19 protein-coding genes are annotated in these 16,906 nt (G+C 69.7%); 7 read left to right on the forward strand and 12 right to left on the reverse strand.

Annotated features, from left to right (window positions below; translation table 11 throughout):
- Positions 1–392 precede the first annotated feature (392 nt).
- Entirely contained in the window at positions 393–1,331 is a 939-nt protein-coding gene (locus KUM49_RS21660; protein ID WP_217238540.1) for a TauD/TfdA family dioxygenase, read from the forward strand.
- Between the two features lie 131 nt (positions 1,332–1,462).
- On the opposite strand, the gene KUM49_RS21665 is transcribed toward KUM49_RS21660, so the two are convergent.
- Entirely contained in the window at positions 1,463–1,675 is a 213-nt protein-coding gene (locus KUM49_RS21665; protein ID WP_217238541.1) for a hypothetical protein, read from the reverse strand.
- On the opposite strand from KUM49_RS21665, the gene KUM49_RS21670 reads away from it, so the two are divergent.
- Together KUM49_RS21670 and KUM49_RS21675 are read left to right on the forward strand one after the other, a co-directional pair.
- The gene (locus KUM49_RS21670) at positions 1,674–2,189 is read left to right on the forward strand and encodes a DeoR/GlpR family DNA-binding transcription regulator (RefSeq protein WP_217238542.1); all 516 of its coding nucleotides are present in this window, start codon (positions 1,674–1,676) and stop codon (positions 2,187–2,189) included. The genes KUM49_RS21665 and KUM49_RS21670 overlap by 2 nt on opposite strands.
- Before the next feature lie 198 nt (positions 2,190–2,387).
- Entirely contained in the window at positions 2,388–2,807 is a 420-nt protein-coding gene (locus KUM49_RS21675) for an ATP-binding protein (RefSeq protein WP_254401576.1), read from the forward strand.
- Positions 2,808–2,927: 120 nt separating this feature from the next.
- Here KUM49_RS21675 and KUM49_RS21680 read toward each other — a convergent pair whose 3' ends face one another.
- On the reverse strand, positions 2,928–3,599 hold the full coding sequence (locus KUM49_RS21680) for a lytic polysaccharide monooxygenase (protein WP_217238543.1): 672 nt from the start codon (positions 3,597–3,599) through the stop codon (positions 2,928–2,930).
- Positions 3,600–3,889: 290 nt separating this feature from the next.
- Here KUM49_RS21680 and KUM49_RS21685 point away from each other — a divergent pair, with 290 nt between their 5' ends.
- Positions 3,890–4,441, forward strand: a complete 552-nt coding sequence (locus tag KUM49_RS21685) for a tellurite resistance TerB family protein (RefSeq protein WP_217238590.1) — start codon at positions 3,890–3,892, stop codon at positions 4,439–4,441.
- A gap of 220 nt (positions 4,442–4,661) precedes the next feature.
- Here KUM49_RS21685 and KUM49_RS21690 read toward each other — a convergent pair whose 3' ends face one another.
- Positions 4,662–5,570 (reverse strand): SMP-30/gluconolactonase/LRE family protein, encoded by a 909-nt coding sequence (locus KUM49_RS21690; protein ID WP_217238544.1) that lies wholly within the window; start codon positions 5,568–5,570, stop codon positions 4,662–4,664.
- Positions 5,571–5,655: 85 nt separating this feature from the next.
- On the opposite strand from KUM49_RS21690, the gene KUM49_RS21695 reads away from it, so the two are divergent.
- Positions 5,656–6,093, forward strand: a complete 438-nt coding sequence (locus KUM49_RS21695; RefSeq protein WP_217238591.1) for an Lrp/AsnC family transcriptional regulator — start codon at positions 5,656–5,658, stop codon at positions 6,091–6,093.
- Between the two features lie 73 nt (positions 6,094–6,166).
- On the opposite strand, the gene KUM49_RS21700 is transcribed toward KUM49_RS21695, so the two are convergent.
- The 6 genes from KUM49_RS21700 to KUM49_RS21725 form a co-directional block, all read right to left on the reverse strand.
- The gene (locus tag KUM49_RS21700) at positions 6,167–7,378 is read right to left on the reverse strand and encodes a glycosyltransferase family 2 protein (protein ID WP_217238545.1); all 1,212 of its coding nucleotides are present in this window, start codon (positions 7,376–7,378) and stop codon (positions 6,167–6,169) included.
- Positions 7,379–7,499: 121 nt separating this feature from the next.
- The gene (locus KUM49_RS21705; protein ID WP_217238546.1) at positions 7,500–7,790 is read right to left on the reverse strand and encodes a DUF1905 domain-containing protein; all 291 of its coding nucleotides are present in this window, start codon (positions 7,788–7,790) and stop codon (positions 7,500–7,502) included.
- 142 nt (positions 7,791–7,932) lie between these two features.
- Entirely contained in the window at positions 7,933–9,219 is a 1,287-nt protein-coding gene (locus KUM49_RS21710) for an FAD-binding oxidoreductase (protein WP_254401579.1), read from the reverse strand.
- Positions 9,216–10,010: an amino acid ABC transporter ATP-binding protein gene (locus tag KUM49_RS21715; RefSeq protein WP_217238547.1), complete on the reverse strand. Its 795-nt coding sequence runs from the start codon at positions 10,008–10,010 to the stop codon at positions 9,216–9,218. Before KUM49_RS21715 ends, KUM49_RS21710 begins: the two co-directional genes overlap by 4 nt.
- A complete protein-coding gene (locus KUM49_RS21720; RefSeq protein WP_254401580.1) occupies positions 10,007–10,771 on the reverse strand; it encodes an amino acid ABC transporter permease in 765 nt (254 codons plus the stop codon). Before KUM49_RS21720 ends, KUM49_RS21715 begins: the two co-directional genes overlap by 4 nt.
- Before the next feature lie 4 nt (positions 10,772–10,775).
- Positions 10,776–11,681: an ABC transporter substrate-binding protein gene (locus KUM49_RS21725; RefSeq protein ID WP_254401581.1), complete on the reverse strand. Its 906-nt coding sequence runs from the start codon at positions 11,679–11,681 to the stop codon at positions 10,776–10,778.
- Between the two features lie 253 nt (positions 11,682–11,934).
- On the opposite strand from KUM49_RS21725, the gene KUM49_RS21730 reads away from it, so the two are divergent.
- On the forward strand, positions 11,935–13,143 hold the full coding sequence (locus KUM49_RS21730; RefSeq protein WP_217238549.1) for a sugar diacid recognition domain-containing protein: 1,209 nt from the start codon (positions 11,935–11,937) through the stop codon (positions 13,141–13,143).
- Between the two features lie 86 nt (positions 13,144–13,229).
- Here KUM49_RS21730 and KUM49_RS21735 read toward each other — a convergent pair whose 3' ends face one another.
- Complete coding sequence (locus KUM49_RS21735; protein WP_217238550.1) at positions 13,230–14,066, reverse strand: chitosanase; 837 nt, start codon at positions 14,064–14,066, stop codon at positions 13,230–13,232.
- Positions 14,067–14,361: 295 nt separating this feature from the next.
- Here KUM49_RS21735 and KUM49_RS21740 point away from each other — a divergent pair, with 295 nt between their 5' ends.
- Entirely contained in the window at positions 14,362–15,009 is a 648-nt protein-coding gene (locus tag KUM49_RS21740) for an SDR family NAD(P)-dependent oxidoreductase (protein WP_217238594.1), read from the forward strand.
- A 62-nt stretch (positions 15,010–15,071) separates the two neighbouring features.
- Here the strand turns inward: KUM49_RS21740 and KUM49_RS21745 are convergent, their stop codons facing one another.
- The gene (locus KUM49_RS21745) at positions 15,072–15,650 is read right to left on the reverse strand and encodes a hypothetical protein (RefSeq protein WP_217238595.1); all 579 of its coding nucleotides are present in this window, start codon (positions 15,648–15,650) and stop codon (positions 15,072–15,074) included.
- A gap of 181 nt (positions 15,651–15,831) precedes the next feature.
- Positions 15,832–16,878, reverse strand: a complete 1,047-nt coding sequence (locus tag KUM49_RS21750; protein ID WP_217238551.1) for a polysaccharide lyase family 1 protein — start codon at positions 16,876–16,878, stop codon at positions 15,832–15,834.
- Positions 16,879–16,906 lie beyond the last annotated feature (28 nt).

Raw genomic sequence — 16,906 nt, forward strand, 5'->3', positions numbered from 1 at the left:
GTCAGCGGGTGTGCAACTCCAGAGTTGCACGTCGAGACCCCAGGCGCAACCCGCAGGTTGCACTACCGGTGGTGCCCCGTTGACAGGGCACTGCCCCGCTCACACAATCGTCGCCATGACCGGACACTGGTTCGACACGACGGGACCGTCGCTGGTCCCCGATCGGACCGGATGCGAGCGCTCAGGGCGCTAGCGGACTGCCGCCGAGCCGTGTGCTCGCCGTGCGTGGCAGCCCGGGCCGGGCCGGTCCTCTTCCTTCCTCATGCTCCGGACGACTCGGGGCACAGGTCCGCACCACGTCACGAACCCCTCCGTTCGCGGAACGCGAGGACACGCGTCTTGAGGCAGCTGCCGTCCGTCACCCGCGGAACGCGTACGAGGAGAGGGATTCGATGACTGTCACGAACGCCGGGCCGCAGCCCACGCTGCGCGAGGCGCGCGTACCGGAGGACGGGATGTACGAGGGTGCGCGTGTCCTGCGCCGCGTGCCCGAGGGATGGGAAGAGCGCCCGTACGAGCACGTCGAACTCGTACCGCAGGGACGCACGATCGGGGCCGAGATACGGGGCATCAGTCTCGCCCGGCCCTTGGGGGACGCGCTGCGCGAGGAGTTGCACCGCGCGCTGCTGGAGTGGAAGGTGCTCTTCTTCCGCGGCCAGCGGCTGACCTCCGCGCAACAGCGTGACTTCGCCCGGCAGTGGGGGGCGTTGGAGACCAACCCGCTGCTCGCCCAGGGTTCCAGCGAGGACGTCGTGCGCTTCGACAAGGGCGATGGCGCCGCGCCCACCTTCGAGAACGTCTGGCACGCCGATGTGACCTTCCGGGAGCGGCCGGCGCTCGGCGCCGTGCTCCAGCTGCACGAGGTGCCGCCGTTCGGCGGGGACACCATGTGGGCGGACATGGCCGCCGCCTACGACAACCTGCCGCAGGAGGTGAAGGACCGCGTCGACGGGGCCACCGCCGTGCACGACTTCATCCCCGGCTTCGCCCGCTTCTACCCGCCCGAGCGGCTCCAACCGTTCCAGTCCGCCTTCCCGCCCGTGGAACATCCCGTGGTGCGCACCCACCCGGAGACAGGGCGGCGGCTGCTCTTCGTCAACACCTCGTTCACCACCCGGATCACCGGCATGGAACGCGCGGAGAGCGACCGGCTGCTGCGCTACCTCACACAGCAGGCCCACGTGCCGGAGTACCAGCTGCGCTTCCGGTGGCAGCCGGGCGACGTCGCGTTCTGGGACAACCGGGCCACCCAGCACTACGCGGTGAACGACTACGCGCCGCACCGACGGGTCGCGGAACGGGTCGCCATCGCCGGCGACCGCCCGTTCTGACACCTCATACCCGCAGGGTCACTCCCGCCCCCCTTCACCACCGAACTTCCGCCGTCCTTCGGCTGGTTCACAGTGAGGGAGCCGCGCGGCACGACACGGGCCGCGCGGCACACCGTTGTGAGGTTTCCGGGTCAGAGGACGGAGACGAGCAGCGACACGGCGGACTCCTGCCTGCCGATGCTCGCCTGGTCGAACGGACCGGACCAGCTCGTCCCGTACTGATCGGAGCTGTTGCGAGCGTATTGGTAGGCGGAGCGGGCCTGGGCGAGCAGGTAGCCCCGGTAGGGACGGCCCGGCAGCAGGGCGTCGAGTTCGCCGAGATTGCGGGCGAAGATTCCAGCCATGGCCGAGCGCGCCGCGGCGCTCGTGCCGGACGAGAGTGTGATCGTGCTGGACATCGGTACCAGCACCCAGCGGATCGCCCGCCGGCTGAAGGGCCGGCCCGTCACCGTCATCACCAGCAACCTGGCCGTGGTGGACGAACTGCGGGACGACGAGGCCGTCCGGCTGATCCTTCTGGGCGGGGTCCTGCGCCGCAACTACCCGTCCTTCGTCGGCTCGCTGACCGAGACGGCACTGCGTCAGGTCAGCGCCGACCTGGTGATGCTCAGCTGCACGGGGGTACGCACATACGGACACGTCGTGGACGACATGGCCGTCGAGGCGCCGATCAAGCAAGCCATGATCGAGGCGGCCGACCGGGTCGTCCTCGTCGCGTCCGAGGCGAAGTTCCCGGGCACGGGCTCGCTGCGCATCTGTTCGCTCGCCGATGTCGACGTCGTGATCACGACCGGCGGCGCCGATCCGCACACCCTGGACCTCTGCCGACGGGCGGTGGGCGAAGTGGTCGTCGTCTGACCGTCGCCGGTCGCGCGGACGGCAGGGGCGCACGCACCGGAGCGGGCGCCGTCAACTCGCCCGGCCGCCTTCGGGTTGCCGATCACCGGCACGGGGCATCAGGAGTGGGCAGGACCGGCCGCGCAAGACCTGTCGCGGCGCCGGCGAGCGGCCAGGCCGCGGATGTGCCGGGTGTCCCAGGAGGGGAAGTGATCCGCCATGCGTGCGCATCGGCGTACCCATCGGCGTTCCGTACGCGTGGAGTATCTGCTGCCCGACAACGCCGAGTCGGCCGGACGGGCGCGGAAGCTGACCACCGCGTTCCTCGCCCGCTCGCGCCCCCGGATGGCACGGGTGGATGCCGGGCAGATCGACGACGCGACGCTGATCGTGTCCGAGTTGGTCGCCAACGCCACCCTGCACGGACGCGGCTCCTGCCGTCTGCGCCTGCAGGTGTCCGACGAGCGGGTGACCGTCGAGGTCTACGACGACAACCCGGCCCCGCCCCGGGTGCGGCCGTTGACCGACGGGGGCGAGAGCGGGCGGGGCCTGGCCATGGTCCGGTGTCTGGCCCAGCGCTTCGACGTCGCCCCGGTCCGCGGGGGCGGCAAGATGGTGCGTGCGGTCCTGGCGCTCTGAACCACGCCGAGCCCCTGCCGTCGCGATCCGCGTTGCCGCCCGGGCCGTCCTGGGAGGCGGGGCCCCGCCGGCGCGGTGCGTCCGGCGGGACCCCGTGGCCGGGCGACAACCCGGCCGGGCTCAGCGGAAGTTGACGTCGCTGCACAGGAAGTACGTCTGGTCCATGTGCGACGCCTGCCAGATGGCGTAGACGACGTGGCGGCCGGTGAGGCCCGAGGTGCTCACGTCGATGGAGTAGTTCTGGCTGGGGGCGTACGTACCGGTCCGGGCGACGAGTTGCAGGTCGCTCCAGGTCAACGGCTGGGTGGTGGGGTCGAAGCCCTGCCGGGTGACGTAGACCAGGAAGTAGTCGGCGCCGTGGCTGGCCTGGTCGTACAGCCGCAGGGTGAAGTTGCTGCCGACGTCCGTGGTCTTCCACGGACCCACGGTGTCCAGGGAGTTGTAGCGGCCACCCTCGGTCCGACCACCACTGCACAGCTGGCCGTCGGGGACGACCGCCTGGAAGTTGCCGGCGGAGCCGTTGCGGTACAGGCCGTTCCAGTTCCACATGGCGTTCGGGTTGTCCTGCCATGCCTGCCAGCACATGGGGTCTTCCTGTGCCATGGCCGGGTTCTGGAAGTCACTCCCCCAGCGGAGCCAGCAGCCGTAGTTGCGGGACGCCGGGTCGACGACCGAACCGTGGGCCACGGCCGTGCCGCTCCAGGGGATCAGACAGAGCAGCACCGCGACGAGCATGCTCAGGGAGAGTGTCAGACGTGCACCGACTTTCTTGTCGTGATCATGACAATTCATGATCTCCCTCTTTCCGAGTGGGGGGATGTGGGGTGTGGGTTGCGCGGGACGCCAGTGGGAGCGCTCCCATATGAAGCAGGCTGCGCCCGGTGAAACGAAGCCGCAACACCCGATTGCGCCACTTTCTCGCCCCGCATGGCGCGTTCGGTTCGCTGGACAGGCCGGTTGCGCCCACCCGCGCCAAAGGCCGGCCGACCATGGAACTTCGGGGAGTCGGAAGGAGTTGGCAGAAGGAGGCGCGGAACAACGCGGCCGACCGGAACGACACGGGCGAAGCAGAGGTAGTACAGATGGCGATGTGGGATCGGCTCAAGGACCAGGCCAAGGGTCTGCAGCAGCAGGCGCAGGGCACGCGGAGCGCCGGCGGACACGGGCGGCCGGGTTCGGGGTCCTCCGGGGGATCGAAAGCGCAGCTGGTGAACACACTCAAGTCCCAGCTCACTTCCCTCAAGACCGAGCTGAAGAGCGGCGCCTACCGAGACGCCAGCATGGCCATGTGCGCCCTGGTCGCCGCCGCCGACGGGCATGTCGACCCGGCCGAGCGGCAGCATGTGGAGTCGCTGATCCTGAGCAACGACGTGCTGCAGAACTTCCCGTCCGAGCAGCTGCGGCAGCGCTTCAACAAGCACGTCGACCAGCTGGCGGTCAACTTCCAGCAGGGCAAGGCCGAGGCCCTGCAGGAGATCGCCAAGGCCGCGAAGAAGCCGACGGAGGCCAGGGCGGTCGTCCAGACCGGCTTCGTCGTCGCGGGTGCGGACGGATACGTCGCGCCGGCCGAGGAGCAGGTTCTGCGTGAGGCATGTTCGGTACTCGGCCTGTCCACCCAGGAGTTCGGCCTCTGACGGAGACTGCCGGGGGCGCCCGCCGGTCCCGGGAGAGAACCGCCTGGGCCCTGTCGTCGAATTCCCGTCGTCCGCCCGGAGGGCGGGCCTCGCGGCGCCAGGTGCGTGCTCTCGGCGTGCCGGGCACAGGCCCTCGTACTGGTCGTACGCGGGTCTGTGCCCGGTGCGGCGAGAGTGCGTGCATGGCGCCGCGAGGCAGGCGGGAATTTGACGACAGGGCCTAGAGGCGCGGCGCCCCCGTCACCGACATCATCAGTGAGTACAGGGAGGTGGTGGCCGTGATGAACAGGCGGTTGTTCTTGGCGCCACCGAAGGCGATGTTGGAGACGGGTTCGGGCAGGCGCAGCCGGCCGATGAGGGTGCCGTCGGGGTCGTAGCAGTGGACGCCGTCGTCCAGGGCGGCGGCCCACAGGCGGCCCTCGTCGTCGAAGCGGATGTTGTCGAAGTGGACGTCGCCGCGCGCCGCGGCGAAGACTCTCCCGTCGGAGAGCGTGCCGTCCTCGCGGATGTCGAACACGTGGATCCGGGCGCTCCGCGAGTCGGAGACGTACAGCTGCTTCTCGTCACCGGACAGGATGACGCCGTTGGGCCCGGCGAACCCGTCGGCGGCGAGACGTACTTCCTGCGTGGCGGGGTCGATCCGGTACACGTTGCACGCCCCGATCTCGGATTCGGCGCGGTGGCCCTCGTAGTCGCTGGTGATGCCGAAGTCCGGGTCGGAGAACCAGATCGTGCCGTCGGAGCGTACGACGGAGTCGTTCGGGCTGTTGAGCCGCTTGCCGTCGTAGCGGTCGGCGAGGACGGTCACCGTCCCGTCGGGCTCGGTGCGGGTGACACGGCGGTTGCCCTGCTCGCAGGTGACCAGGCGGCCCCGCGGGTCGAGGGTGTTGCCGTTGCTGTGTCCGGCCGGGGTGCGGAAGACGCCGACCGTGCCGGTGGCCTCGTCCCAGCGCAGGATGCGGTCGTTCGGGATGTCGCTCCAGATCAACTGGCGCCAGGCGGGGAGATACAGCGGGCCCTCGGCCCAGCGGCAGCCGTCGTACAGGACCTCCAGCCTGCTGTCGCCGTTCGCGCAGCCTCCCGTGCGGAAGCGCTCGTCCAGGATCTCGTACAGGCCGTCGGCGGGCATGGCGTCCTCCCAGAGGGATCGATCAGGATGTTGTTCAACGTAATACGCCCAACGCCGAAGCCTATATGGTCGACACATGAAATCAGTGGATGCCATCGACCGTCAGCTGATCGCATTGCTCCAGCGGGACGCCACCCAGCCGTACGCCGCACTGGGCAAGGTCGTCGGCCTGTCGGCGGGTGCCACGCACGAGCGCGTACGCAAGCTGCGCGAGCAGGGGGTCATCCGGGCCACGACGGTCGACGTCGACCCCGCGGCACTCGACCGCGGGGTCCTGGCCTTCGTGCTCGTCGACTCGACGTCGTGGATGGGCGACCGGGCCGAGGACTTCGCCGCCGTCCCGGAGATCCAGGAGGCGCACGTCATCGCGGGCAGCGCTGCCGTCCTGGTGAAGGTGCGCACCGCGACCACCGAGCGGCTCCAGGACGTACTGCGCCGCCTCTACGCCATCGACGGGGTCAGCGGGACGCAGGCGACGGTGGTACTGGAGACCTTCTTCGAAAGGCCGTTGGACGCCGGTTAGGGCGTGCCCCATGGCCCGCGCTCGGGGACTGCGGGCACGGCCCGCTCACGACCGGCCGGGATTCCCGGAGGGATCATCCGCGGGGCCGGAGTCTGCGTATGCGCCTGCGGACCTGCCGCACCGTCCCCCTGGCGACGGACGGCCGGGGCTTCGACGACGGCATGACCCGCCGGCTCCCCGACCAGTCCGGGACGGTGACCCTGTACGTCTCGTCGGGAATACCCGTCCGCCGGTCGCGGAAATACGGATAGACGAGGTGCAGTTTTCCGGCTCGGCCGTGGTGGACCGCTTCCGGCACCGTCTTGGCGCGGATGAATTCCAGAATGTCCTTCAAGGCGTCCAGCCTGCCCATGGCGACGCAGGTGAGTATCAGCCGTTCGTTGACCTTTATCCGGTCGGCGACTCCCGTGGTCCAGTACGCCGCCGTCATCGGAGCGGCGAGTTCCATCCTGTGTGACTGCTCGCTTTCCGGCTGTTTCAGCAGGCCGGCCCCGAATTGCTGCAGCAGGCCGACCGTGAAGGGCCTGACCATCAGCTGATCCCGCTCGGCACCCGGCGGCACGAGTCTCGCGATCAGGTCCATCAGCGCGTGAATGGCGGCGAAGCGGGCCGTGTAATCGCCTCTTCGCGTCGCGTGTTTTCCGTCGTCCCGGCCCACCAGGTAGTAGCAGACGTAATCGGCGACGACGGACACGCCGTTGCCGCTCAGATACGCCTCCATGGTGAAGAGCGCGTCCTCACCGGTGGCGAGGCTCTCGTCGAACCTGAGGCCCAGGCGCAGGAGCAGCTCGCGCCGGAACAGCTTCTGGGCGCTCAGCGCGAAGATGACCTGCGAGGTGTAGACGTCGGCGCGTTCCTGGGTCCGGGTGAACATCGACCTCGCGACCCCGCGGTTGACTCCCTCCATCTTCCCGAGCACCACGTCCGTGCCGGCGCGGTCGGCCATCGCGACCATCCGCTCCAGTGCTTCGTCCCCCAGATAGTCGTCGGCGTCCAGAAAGAAGACATAGCGGCCGCGAGCCAGCGACAGCCCGACATTGCGCGGGCCGCTGGGACCACCGGAGTTGGCCTGACGCACCACCCTGGTGGGCACCTTCGACGCGGCGGCGAAATCCTCCAGATATTCGCCGGTGCCGTCACTCGATCCGTCATCGACGGCGACGATCTCTAATCGGTCCGCACCCAGTGTCTGTGTCTCGACTGATTCCAGACAGCGGACGAGATAGGGCATGGCTTCATACGCCCCGACAATAACCGTGACGTCGGGCACAGGTTGACTATTCATAAACCGCAAGACAACTTGTCGTGAACGAAGGTTGTCCGGAATTACAAGATCCGGATATCGTGATCGGTAGGTGACCTTCCGAATCTTCGGCGCCGCAGAGCGAAGACAGCAACCGCTCGTCCTACTGAAGGCGGACGGCCATCTCCACGGCCACCTCGTCACCTGCCGAGAGGCCCTGCGGTTTGCGCACAGCGTTCTTGAGCGGCAGCAGGTAACCGCCGTCCCTGGGGAAGAGCGACGTCGTGAAGGCGACCTCGCCGATCCGGGCCTCGACCGGGATCACGCCCCAGCCGTACGTGGCCATGGCGGCCACCTCGCGGATGTCGGCGGACTCCTCGTCCGGCACGGCGACGAAGTAGTACGGCGACGGCCCACGCCATTCGATCACCCGGCCTGCGAAGGCGAACTCCATGGGGTCGGTGTCCTTCCGCGCTGACGGGCAGGTCGCGCCCAGCGTACCCACGGTGCCGCCACTGCCGGTCGGGGAACGACCGGCAGCAACCAGCAGGAACCGTGCGGCACTCCGGCCGGTTGACCTCCCGCGCAGGAGATCGTCAGTGCCGGAGCCGGTCGTAGCGGAAGGGTGTCAGGGCCCCGGGCCGGTGGCCGGTGAGGACGTACTCGGCGAGTCTGTGCCCGGTGACCGGGCCCAGCGTGACTCCGAGCATGCCGTGGCCGGTGGCCGCGAAGGCGTTGTCGTGGCCCGGGACGCGGTCGATGACGGGGAGCCCGTCGGGGAGGAACGGCCGGCCGCCGACCCACGGGTCCCTGATCAGGCCGACCAGGTCGTCCGGATCGTCGAACCAGCGGCCCAGGTACTGCCGGCTGGCGAGGGCGACGGCGACGATGCGACGCCAGTCGAGGCGGTTGTTGTTGCCGCTCAACTCCATCGTGCCGCCGATCCGCGTCGTACCGCCGATCGGTGAGGCGACGGCACGGCGCTCGCCGAAGTACAGGGTGTGCGACGGGGCCTGGTCCAGGTCCACCGAGAAGCTGTAGCCCTTGCCGGCCTGCAGGGGCAGCGTCTGTCCCAGGGAGCGCAGCAGGCCGGGAGAACGCGTTCCGGCGGCGATGACGACGGCCCCGCAGGGAATGTCGCCCTGCGCGTTTCGCAGCGCGGTGACCCGGCCACCCGCGGTCCGGAAACCGATGGCCTCCGCGTTCTCGTGGACCTTCACCCCCTGGGCGGCGAGTGCCTCGCCGAGCGCCCGGGCGAACGCCTCAGGGTCGACCACCCCCTCCCCTTCGACGAGGTACGCCGCACGGACCCGGGGCGACAGCGCCCCGTCCAGCAGATGCGCTTCGGGCCCCGTGGTGACGTCGGCGGGCATCGGGTAGTGGCCGTCCGCCATCTCCCGCTGGAGTGCGTGGTGGTGACGGGCCTCGGCCTCCGAGAGGAAGGCGTGCACCATGCCGGGCCGGGTCAGGGTCGTGTCGACTCCGGCCGCGCGCAGGCCGTCGAAGAGGTCGAAGGTGCCGCGGTTCAGCTCGGCGATGGCCGCGTACCCGCGCCGGAAGGCGGCCGGGGTGCTGCTGCGCCAGAACCGCCACAGCCACCGTACGAACGCGGGATCGGGAAGGGGGCGGAGGTAGAGCGGTGAGTCCGGGCGCCCCAGGGAGCGCAGGGCGTAGCGCACGATCCCCGGGGCCGGGACGGGAGTCGAATGGCTGAGACAGACCCATCCGGCGTTGCCCCGGGACGCCCCCGAGCCGAGGCCGCGCCGCTCGACGACCTCCACCGCGACACCGGCCGCGGCGAGGTAGTACGCGGTGCACAGCCCTATGACTCCGCCCCCGACGACCACGACGGGTCCGGCACGGTCGTCGAACGCCTGGGTCATGACGCGGTCCCGTACGAGGCGAGGAACTCACGGGTCCGGGTCCGGGCAGGACGGTCGAGGACCTCCTCGGGCCTGCCCTCCTCCACGATCCGGCCGCCGTCGACGAAGACGACGTGGTCGGACACCTCGCGGGCGAAGGGCAGTTCGTGGGTGACCAGCAGCATCGTCATTCCGTCCGAGGCGAGTTCCCGCATCACGCTCAGCACCTCCCGGGTGGCCTCCGGGTCGAGGGAGGAGGTGGGTTCGTCGAAGAGCAGTACTTCGGGTTTCAGGGCGAGGGCCCGCGCGATCGCGACGCGTTGCTGCTCGCCGCCGGAGAGCTGGTCGGGCTGGGCGAGGCCGCGGTGGGCCACCCCGACCCGGCGCAGCAGCGCGACGGCCCGCTCCAGTGCCTCCTGTTCGGGGACGCCGGCCTTGCGCTGCGCCAGTACGACGTTCTCCACGGCCGTGAGGTGGGGGAACAGGTTGAACCGCTGGAAGACCATGCCGACGGTGCGGCGCAGCGCGGGCAGGTCGCGGCAGACCATACGGCCGCCGCTGTGCACGATCTGGCCGGCGACCTCGACCGTGCCCTGGTCCGGGCGTTCCAGCAGGTTGACGCAGCGCATCAGGGTCGTCTTGCCGCCGCCGCTCTGCCCGATGACGCTGACGATGCGGCCCCGGCCGACGGTGAGATGGACGTCGTCGAGCACCAGCCGGCCGTCGAAGGACTTGCGCAGCCCTTCGATCCGTACGACGGCTTCGGCGGGAGTGGGGGCCGGGGCCTCGGTGGTGATGACGGGCTCGGTCATACCGCCGCCTCCTTCACGGCTACGTCCGCGGTCGTGCCGCCGGCGAGCAGGGCGCGGGCCGCGCGCATCCGCCGCCGTCGCCACGGGGACAGGGGAACGCCGGTCCGTACCTTCCGTTCCAGCAGGAGCAGAAGCTGGGAGAGCGGATAGCACAGGGCGAAGTAGATGGCCGAGATGACCAGGTACACCTCCAGCGCCCGGAAGGTGGCCGAGGTGATGAGGCGCCCCTCGGACATCAGCTCGGCGGCGGAGACGGTGACGAGCAGTGAGGTGGATTTGAGCAGGTCGACCAGCATGGTGTTGGTGCCGGGCAGCGCCTGTCGGAGGGCCTGCGGCAGGATGATGTGGCCGAAGATGCCCACTTTGCCGAGGCCCAGCGCCTCGCCCGCCTCGGTCTGTCCGGCGTGTACCCCGCTGATCGCGGAGCGGAAGATCTCGGACAGGTAGGCGGCGTAGAAGACGACGAGGCTGAGGCAGCCGGCCGTGAACACGTCGAGCCGGATTCCGGCCGAGGCCAGTCCGAAGTAGGTCAGGAAGATGATGGCCAGCAGCGGGATGTTCTTGAAGACCTCGGTGTAGACGGCGGCGACGGCGCGTGCCGGCCATGCCTTGCTCAGTCTGAGCAGCGCCACGGCCAGGCCGAGCGCCACCGCGCCGACGAAGCTCACGACGGTGTAGGAGACGGTGCGCCCGAGCGCGTCGAGGAGGTCGGACTGGTAGTCGGACCAGGGGACTTGGAAGAGACCGGACATGTCTGTCATCGCCTCACTGGGTCGCGACGGACGGCGGCGTCCAGTCCCGGGGGCGGTCCACGCCTCGCCGCGCGGTGGCGACGTCGGCGGCCGGCGTGAGGAACTGCTCGGGGTCGCCGCCGTACTTCTTCACGAGCTTCGCCATCTCGCCGTTCGCGTACATGGCGTCGATCTGCGCGGAGATGGCCTGCTCCAGCTTGGTGGCCTGCTTGGGCAGGTAGAAGCCGGTCTGGTACGGCTGGAAGTAGGCGTAGGCGGGCTTCGCCTCGACCTGCGCGGCGGTCGGCGGCGTCAGGTACTGCGTCTCGATCTTCAGTTCCGGGCGTTCCTTCTGCGCCGCGATGATGATCAGCGGGTCGAGGAATCCGACGTCGACCCGGCCGGCGCCGAGATCGTCGAGCACGCCGTTGGCGTCGGGGTAGGCGTGCAGTTTGGCACCGGGCACGGCCTGGATCGACTTGACCCAGACGTACCCCTCGACCGTGCCGAGGTCGAGGCCCTCCAGGTCCTCGACCGTCTTGTACGTCTTGCCGGACCGGACGGCCATCGCCGGGGGCGAGTAGTAGGGCGGGTCCGTGAACAGCCCCTGTTTCTGCCGGTCGGCGGACCAGGCGACGCCGCCGATGGTGATGTCCACCCGGCGTGACTGCACCCCGGCGAGCATGCCGGCGAAGTCGGTGACCTGGGGCTTGACCTCAAGGCCGAGCTTCTTGGCCGCGTAGTTGAGGATGTCTCCGTCAAGGCCGACGATTCTGTCGCCCTGGACGCTGGTGTAGGGGGCGTACGGCTGGACGGCCACCTTGATCACGCCCGGCGTGAGCGTGCCCAGCGCGGCGGTCTTCGCGGACACGTTCTTGGGGGCGTCGTCGTCGCCCGAGCCACAGGCTGCGGCGGTCGGTATCAGGAGAACCGCTGACAAAGCGGCAACAAGTGAACGCACACGGATCATCGGCTTGGGCCTTCCGGAACGGCGTAACGGCGTGTGGGCGGATCGGCGTGTCGGCGCTGAAGGGACCCGCCGTTCACCGCGCTGTGCCCCCGGCGGGGAGGTGATGGAGCCATACGCTATGGACCGGCCTGCGGTACGTCACCGGTCACTTCGTACGAACTTATGGCCGAAATCGCTCGCTCAGCTGTACGGTGCGTCCATCCCCGCCACGGGAGGAACGTTCGTGCTGAGTCCGTCACTCGCGCAGGAGATCGCCGGGGACACCACCGCGGTCATCGGCTTCAACGTGCTGATCACCGACGCGCAGGGCATGGTCATCGGCAGCGGTGACAGCAGCCGGGTCGGCACCTTCCACGAGGCGTCCGTCGACGTGATACGCACCAAGGAGCCCGCCACGCACAACGCGTCGCAGGCCCAGCAACTGCGCGGAGTGCGGCCCGGAGTGACCCTGCCGCTGGTCACGGGAGGGCAGGCGGTCGGCACGGTCGGCATCACCGGGACTCCCGCCCAGGTGCGCCGGTTCGGACTGCTGGTGAAGCGCCAGACGGAGATCCTGCTCAGGGAATCCGTGATGCTGCGCTCCCGCCTGCTCGCCGAGCGGGCGGCCGAGAAACTGCTCGCCGACATCGCCTCGTACGATCCGCAGGTCGTCGAAGGCGACTTCCTCGAGTTCCGGGCGGCCGAACTGGGCTTCGACCTGCGGCTGCAACGGGTCGCGGTGGCGTTCGAGGTGAGCGTGCCGCCCGTGCCCGACACGGGTTCTCGCCGCCAGGCCGTTCCTCCCGCCCGCGACATGGCGCTGGTCCGCTCGGAACTGCTGCGCACGGTCCGCGACGTCTTCGCCGACCCCCAGGACGTCGTGGCCGGCACCTCGCCGGGATGGATCGGCGTACTGCATCGGCTCCCGGCCCGCGGCCCGGCCACGTCCGTGGCCGACGACTGCCGGCGCCTCATCGACGTCATAGCCGCTCAGGACGGGCTCCTGGCCCGCGCGGGAATCGGCGAACCGGCCACGTCCGTGGGCGGCTTGCACGATTCCTACCAGGACGCGTGCGACGCGCTCCGCCTGGGCGCTCGTCTGGCCGGTGACTCTCCCGTCCACCTGATCACGGAACTGCGCGTCCACCAGGTTTTGGCCGCCGTCGGCCAGCCGGCCCGCAGCCGCCTGCTGGATCGCACCGCCGCGGAGCTGCGTGCCCAGCCGGACTGGCCGGTGCTCCGCGACACGATCACCGCCTGGTGCGAGAGCGGCTTCAATCTCGTCCGAGCGTCCGCGGCCCTGCACATCCACCGCAACACCGTCGTCTACCGGATGAGCAAGATCGAGCAGATCACCGGCCGCCCCCTGCGCGACCACCGGTCCGCCATGGCCCTCTACCTCGCCTGCCTGGCAGACCGACTGGGCGGCGGCAGCACCCCTGCGGGCGGGTGACCACGGGCGCGGGCCGCCCGGTGACCGTGTCACCGGGCGGCCCCACGTGCCGATGCCCGCACCCTCTCATGGGCGCACCGCGAGGGTCAGCCGATGTGGTAGCTGTCCCCGTACACCTTCCAGTCCAGCGGCGGGTTCAGGTCGAGGTTGCCCTGACGCAGGAAGACGCGCTGCGCGGTGTCGACCCGGCTGGTGTCGCTGTGGGCCTCCTCCTGCTTCATCGCCCACACCCGCGCGTCGAGGAAGGCGTTGAGGTACGCCGTCTCGTCGCCGCCCTGCGCCGGCGGCTTCGCCGTGCGCAGGGCACGCTTGCGGATACTGCTGAAACTGGCCGAGTCGTCCCCGTCGCCGTGCATGACGATGGCGTCGTAGTAGGCGAACTGACCGAGCGCACGCAGGCCGTCCGCCTTGCCCCGCCTGACCGCGGGGCCGAAGTAGACGCGGTCGCGTTCGTCGTTCTGCGCGGACCGGAACACCGTGTCCTGCGCGGCTTTGCGCCAGTCCTTGGGGAAGTTCGGGTCGAGGCCGTCGTGCGAGTCGGTGCCGTCGACCCGGCGCAGTGCCGGCAGGTACTTGGCGAGCACGTTGCCGGGCCGGCGCTCGGCGTAGAGCTCCACGAGGTCGAGCATGTCGCCGGTGCCGGAGCAGAAGCCGATGATGCCGGCGGTGTAGCCGCGGCCGTCGCCGATGTCCTCGATGTACTGGTACTGGGCCTTCCAGTCGAGCGTGGAGTTCTCCGCGCTCGACACCAGTTTCATGGCGATCTCCTTCTTCGCCGGGTCGTCAAGACCCGGGGCGGCGGCCGGCACCGCCGCTACGGGCGGGGCGCCGAGCACGGTGACGGGGGTCAGTGCGCCGACGCCGATCACGGCGAGGAGGGTGCGGCGGGAGGGAGGGGCGGGGGCTGCTTTCCCAGGTTCCACGGGAACTCCAAACAGGGTGGGGGGTTGGAGGTTTGGTCCAGACCTGAATCATTAGGAAGGTTTCCTATCAGGCCGAACGCACAGCGGTAACCCGCCCCGCAGGAATTCGTAGGATCAGATGAACAAAGTTCGGCTCCTGCCCGGACCCTGCCGCCACGCACGCACCCTCGACATACCTTGACCGCATGACAACTCCAGCCAGTGCAGGCACCGCCTTGGTCACCGGGGCTACCCGTGGCCTCGCAGCCGTCATCGCCCGCCGGCTCGCGGCCGACGGGCACCCGGTCGCGGTCAACTGCCGGGCGGGCACCGAGGCGGCCCACGAGTTGGTGGCGGACATCCGCGCACGCGCGGGACCGCCGAGGCATTCGCCGCGTACGTCACCGAGGAGACCGCTGTCACGGATCTCGTCAGGGACGTCACGGCCCGCCTGGGCCCCGTCGCCACTCTTGTCGTCAACGCCACCGGCCGGCAACCCGAGCAGGATCCGACAGAGGTGACATGGGAGACCCACCTCGCCCAGCTCACGTTCTTCGTCAAGAGCCCCACGCAGCTGATGCAGGCGGTGCTGCCGGCGATGCGGCAACGCGGCGGTGGCCGGATCATCCAGATCGGCTCGGACGTTCTGGAGCGAGCCCTGCCCGAGATGTCCGCGTACGTGGCCGCCAAGGCCGCCCAGCACAGCCTGACCGAGTGCTGGGCCCGCGCACTGGGCGGGTACGGGATCACGGTGAACACCATCGCCCCGGGCTGGATCCCGGTCGAACGGCACGCCGGAGCGAGTCCCGCGTCCCTGGCCGCCTACGCCGCCGACGTGCCGATGGGGCGCATGGGCCGGCCCGACGACGTGGCCGCCGCCGTGTCCTTCCTCGCCTCCCCGAGGCGGCTTTCGTCACAGGCGAACGCATCAGGATCAACGGCGGTCACACGCTCGGCTGAGTGACCGCCGAGCGAGACGCTTCGCACCTGGGGACGGTCAACGCCCCCAGGCGCCGGCCCGACAGGTTACAGACCGTCACGCACCATGGCGGCGACGATCTGGACGTGCCGATCGCCCGCCGTGTTCGAGAACTCGTTCTCGTAGTTCAGGCCGTAGGGCCAGAAGTGCCCACCGCCGGTGGACAGTTTGGCGGCCGAACCGTCGAACTGCTTGACCAGTGCCGTGGCCTGGGCGCCGCTCCAGACCCCTTGACCGGTGTGGGAGGACCAGCCCGAGCTGGTGCCCACTCCGATGGTGTGGGCGATCTCGTGCAGCGCGGTCCTCTCCGTCATGTAGCTGCGGTTGCCGAAGCGAATGGTTCCGTTGATGTTGCCGTCAGCGGTGGGCACGCCGGGGTCGTAGCGGACGGTGATGCTTTTCCCCAGGTCGCTGAGGTTGTTGTAGCGGGCCACCGCGGCGTTCATGGCCGCCGTGATGAGGTCGTACGCGGTCCGTTGGTCCTGGGTGGGGTTGCTCGCCCGTTCCAGGTTCCAGGTGATACTGGCCGCCGCCACCTGCTCCCGGGGCGCCGATGCGGCCGGCGGGGCGGCCTGCGCGACGCCGGGACCGGCCAGCACGGCGGCCGCCAGCGCGGCCACGACCATCTTGTTGCGCCACGGTACGGCCGTGCGTCCGCTGGTGGGCTCCGGGGTCTGTCGTGAAGTCATGTGGGGATCTCCTGTGGGGGGGCCGCCGGGTGTGGGGACGACGGCACGATCGGTGCGTCCGCCGGGGTGCGGTTCGGTAACCGAGGGGCGGGCCCCGGGAAGTTGGCGGAGAGGTGGTTCAGGCGCCGAGCTTCCCGACACCCGCGCCGGCCCGCACGAGAGAGGGAACGTCGGCCGCGGGGTCCAGGGTGTACGAGTAGTAGGTGCGCGGTTCGATCACCGTGCCGTTGATCTCGCACGGACCGGAACCGGTGAAGACGTTGCCGCGCTGCACCAGCCGGCCCGGCCCCGACTCGTCGTAACCGGCGGCGGAGTAGCAGGGGTGGGGAACGCTGTCGAAGTAGTTGCCCTCGACCAGCACGCCGGCGTTCATGGTGGAGGCGACGCCGTACAGGGCGTTTCCCTTGTAGTAGTTGTTGTAGACGTGCACGGGCTCACCGAACCGCACCCGTGGATGCCGCTGCCGCGAGCCGTCGAAGAAGTTGTGGTGGATGGAGACCTTCAACTTGCCGGCGTCCTGGCTGCCGTTGCCGTCGGAGTGCCCGAGCAGCATGCTCTTGTCGGTCCGGTTGAACCAGTTCCACGACACGGTGACGTACTGGGAGCCGCGGACGACGTCGATCGCCCCGTCCAGGGGCGCGACGAACTCGTTGTGGTCGATCCAGATGTGGTGCGACTCCTGGCCGACGTTGACGGCGTCGTCCTCGGCGTTGGTGAACCTGATGTTCCGCACGATGACGTTGTAGGAACGGTAGAAGTCCAGGCCGCCGCCGTTGATGACGGCCGAGGAACCGACTCCGATGATGGTCTTGTTCGGGCGCACACCCTGCTTGCTGGTGATGTCGATGGTGCCCTGGACCCGGATGACCAGCGGGCCCGTGGTGTCGATGTAGTCCAGGAACTGTTGCGTGGTGGTGGCGGTCACGGTCGGTCCGGCGGCTCCGCCGGTGGTGCCGTTCTGACCGAGCGCGTTGACCGCGGCGAAGCCGGTGGGGGACGTCTCCGCGAGGGGTGCCGGCGGCGCCTGGGTCTGCGCGGCGGCGCTGCCGCCGCCGGCCGGTACCGCCGTGGCGCCGAGCAGCAGGGCGAGCAGGAGAGCGGGAACGCCGCGCTTGCGCGGCGGGGCCGTGCGGGGCGCCGGGCGAGTGCGTAACGACGACCTCATGTGGTTCCTCCCGGGGGTTGGGCGGATC

This window comes from Streptomyces sp. AC555_RSS877 (assembly GCF_019049245.1).
Classification (GTDB): domain Bacteria; phylum Actinomycetota; class Actinomycetes; order Streptomycetales; family Streptomycetaceae; genus Streptomyces.

Excerpts from the sequence above, each read along its gene's own strand:
- KUM49_RS21660 (WP_217238540.1), top strand. The coding sequence starts at position 393 with ATGACTGTCACGAACGCCGGGCCGCAGCCCACGCTGCGCGAGGCGCGC.
- KUM49_RS21670 (WP_217238542.1), top strand. The coding sequence starts at position 1,674 with ATGGCCGAGCGCGCCGCGGCGCTCGTGCCGGACGAGAGTGTGATCGTG.
- KUM49_RS21665 (WP_217238541.1), bottom strand. The coding sequence starts at position 1,675 with ATGGCTGGAATCTTCGCCCGCAATCTCGGCGAACTCGACGCCCTGCTG.
- KUM49_RS21675 (WP_254401576.1), top strand. The coding sequence starts at position 2,388 with ATGCGTGCGCATCGGCGTACCCATCGGCGTTCCGTACGCGTGGAGTAT.
- KUM49_RS21680 (WP_217238543.1), bottom strand. The coding sequence starts at position 3,599 with ATGAATTGTCATGATCACGACAAGAAAGTCGGTGCACGTCTGACACTC.
- KUM49_RS21685 (WP_217238590.1), top strand. The coding sequence starts at position 3,890 with ATGGCGATGTGGGATCGGCTCAAGGACCAGGCCAAGGGTCTGCAGCAG.
- KUM49_RS21690 (WP_217238544.1), bottom strand. The coding sequence starts at position 5,570 with ATGCCCGCCGACGGCCTGTACGAGATCCTGGACGAGCGCTTCCGCACG.
- KUM49_RS21700 (WP_217238545.1), bottom strand. The coding sequence starts at position 7,378 with ATGAATAGTCAACCTGTGCCCGACGTCACGGTTATTGTCGGGGCGTAT.
- KUM49_RS21705 (WP_217238546.1), bottom strand. The coding sequence starts at position 7,790 with ATGGAGTTCGCCTTCGCAGGCCGGGTGATCGAATGGCGTGGGCCGTCG.
- KUM49_RS21710 (WP_254401579.1), bottom strand. The coding sequence starts at position 9,219 with ATGACCCAGGCGTTCGACGACCGTGCCGGACCCGTCGTGGTCGTCGGG.
- KUM49_RS21715 (WP_217238547.1), bottom strand. The coding sequence starts at position 10,010 with ATGACCGAGCCCGTCATCACCACCGAGGCCCCGGCCCCCACTCCCGCC.
- KUM49_RS21720 (WP_254401580.1), bottom strand. The coding sequence starts at position 10,771 with ATGACAGACATGTCCGGTCTCTTCCAAGTCCCCTGGTCCGACTACCAG.
- KUM49_RS21745 (WP_217238595.1), bottom strand. The coding sequence starts at position 15,650 with ATGGTCGTGGCCGCGCTGGCGGCCGCCGTGCTGGCCGGTCCCGGCGTC.
- KUM49_RS21750 (WP_217238551.1), bottom strand. The coding sequence starts at position 16,878 with ATGAGGTCGTCGTTACGCACTCGCCCGGCGCCCCGCACGGCCCCGCCG.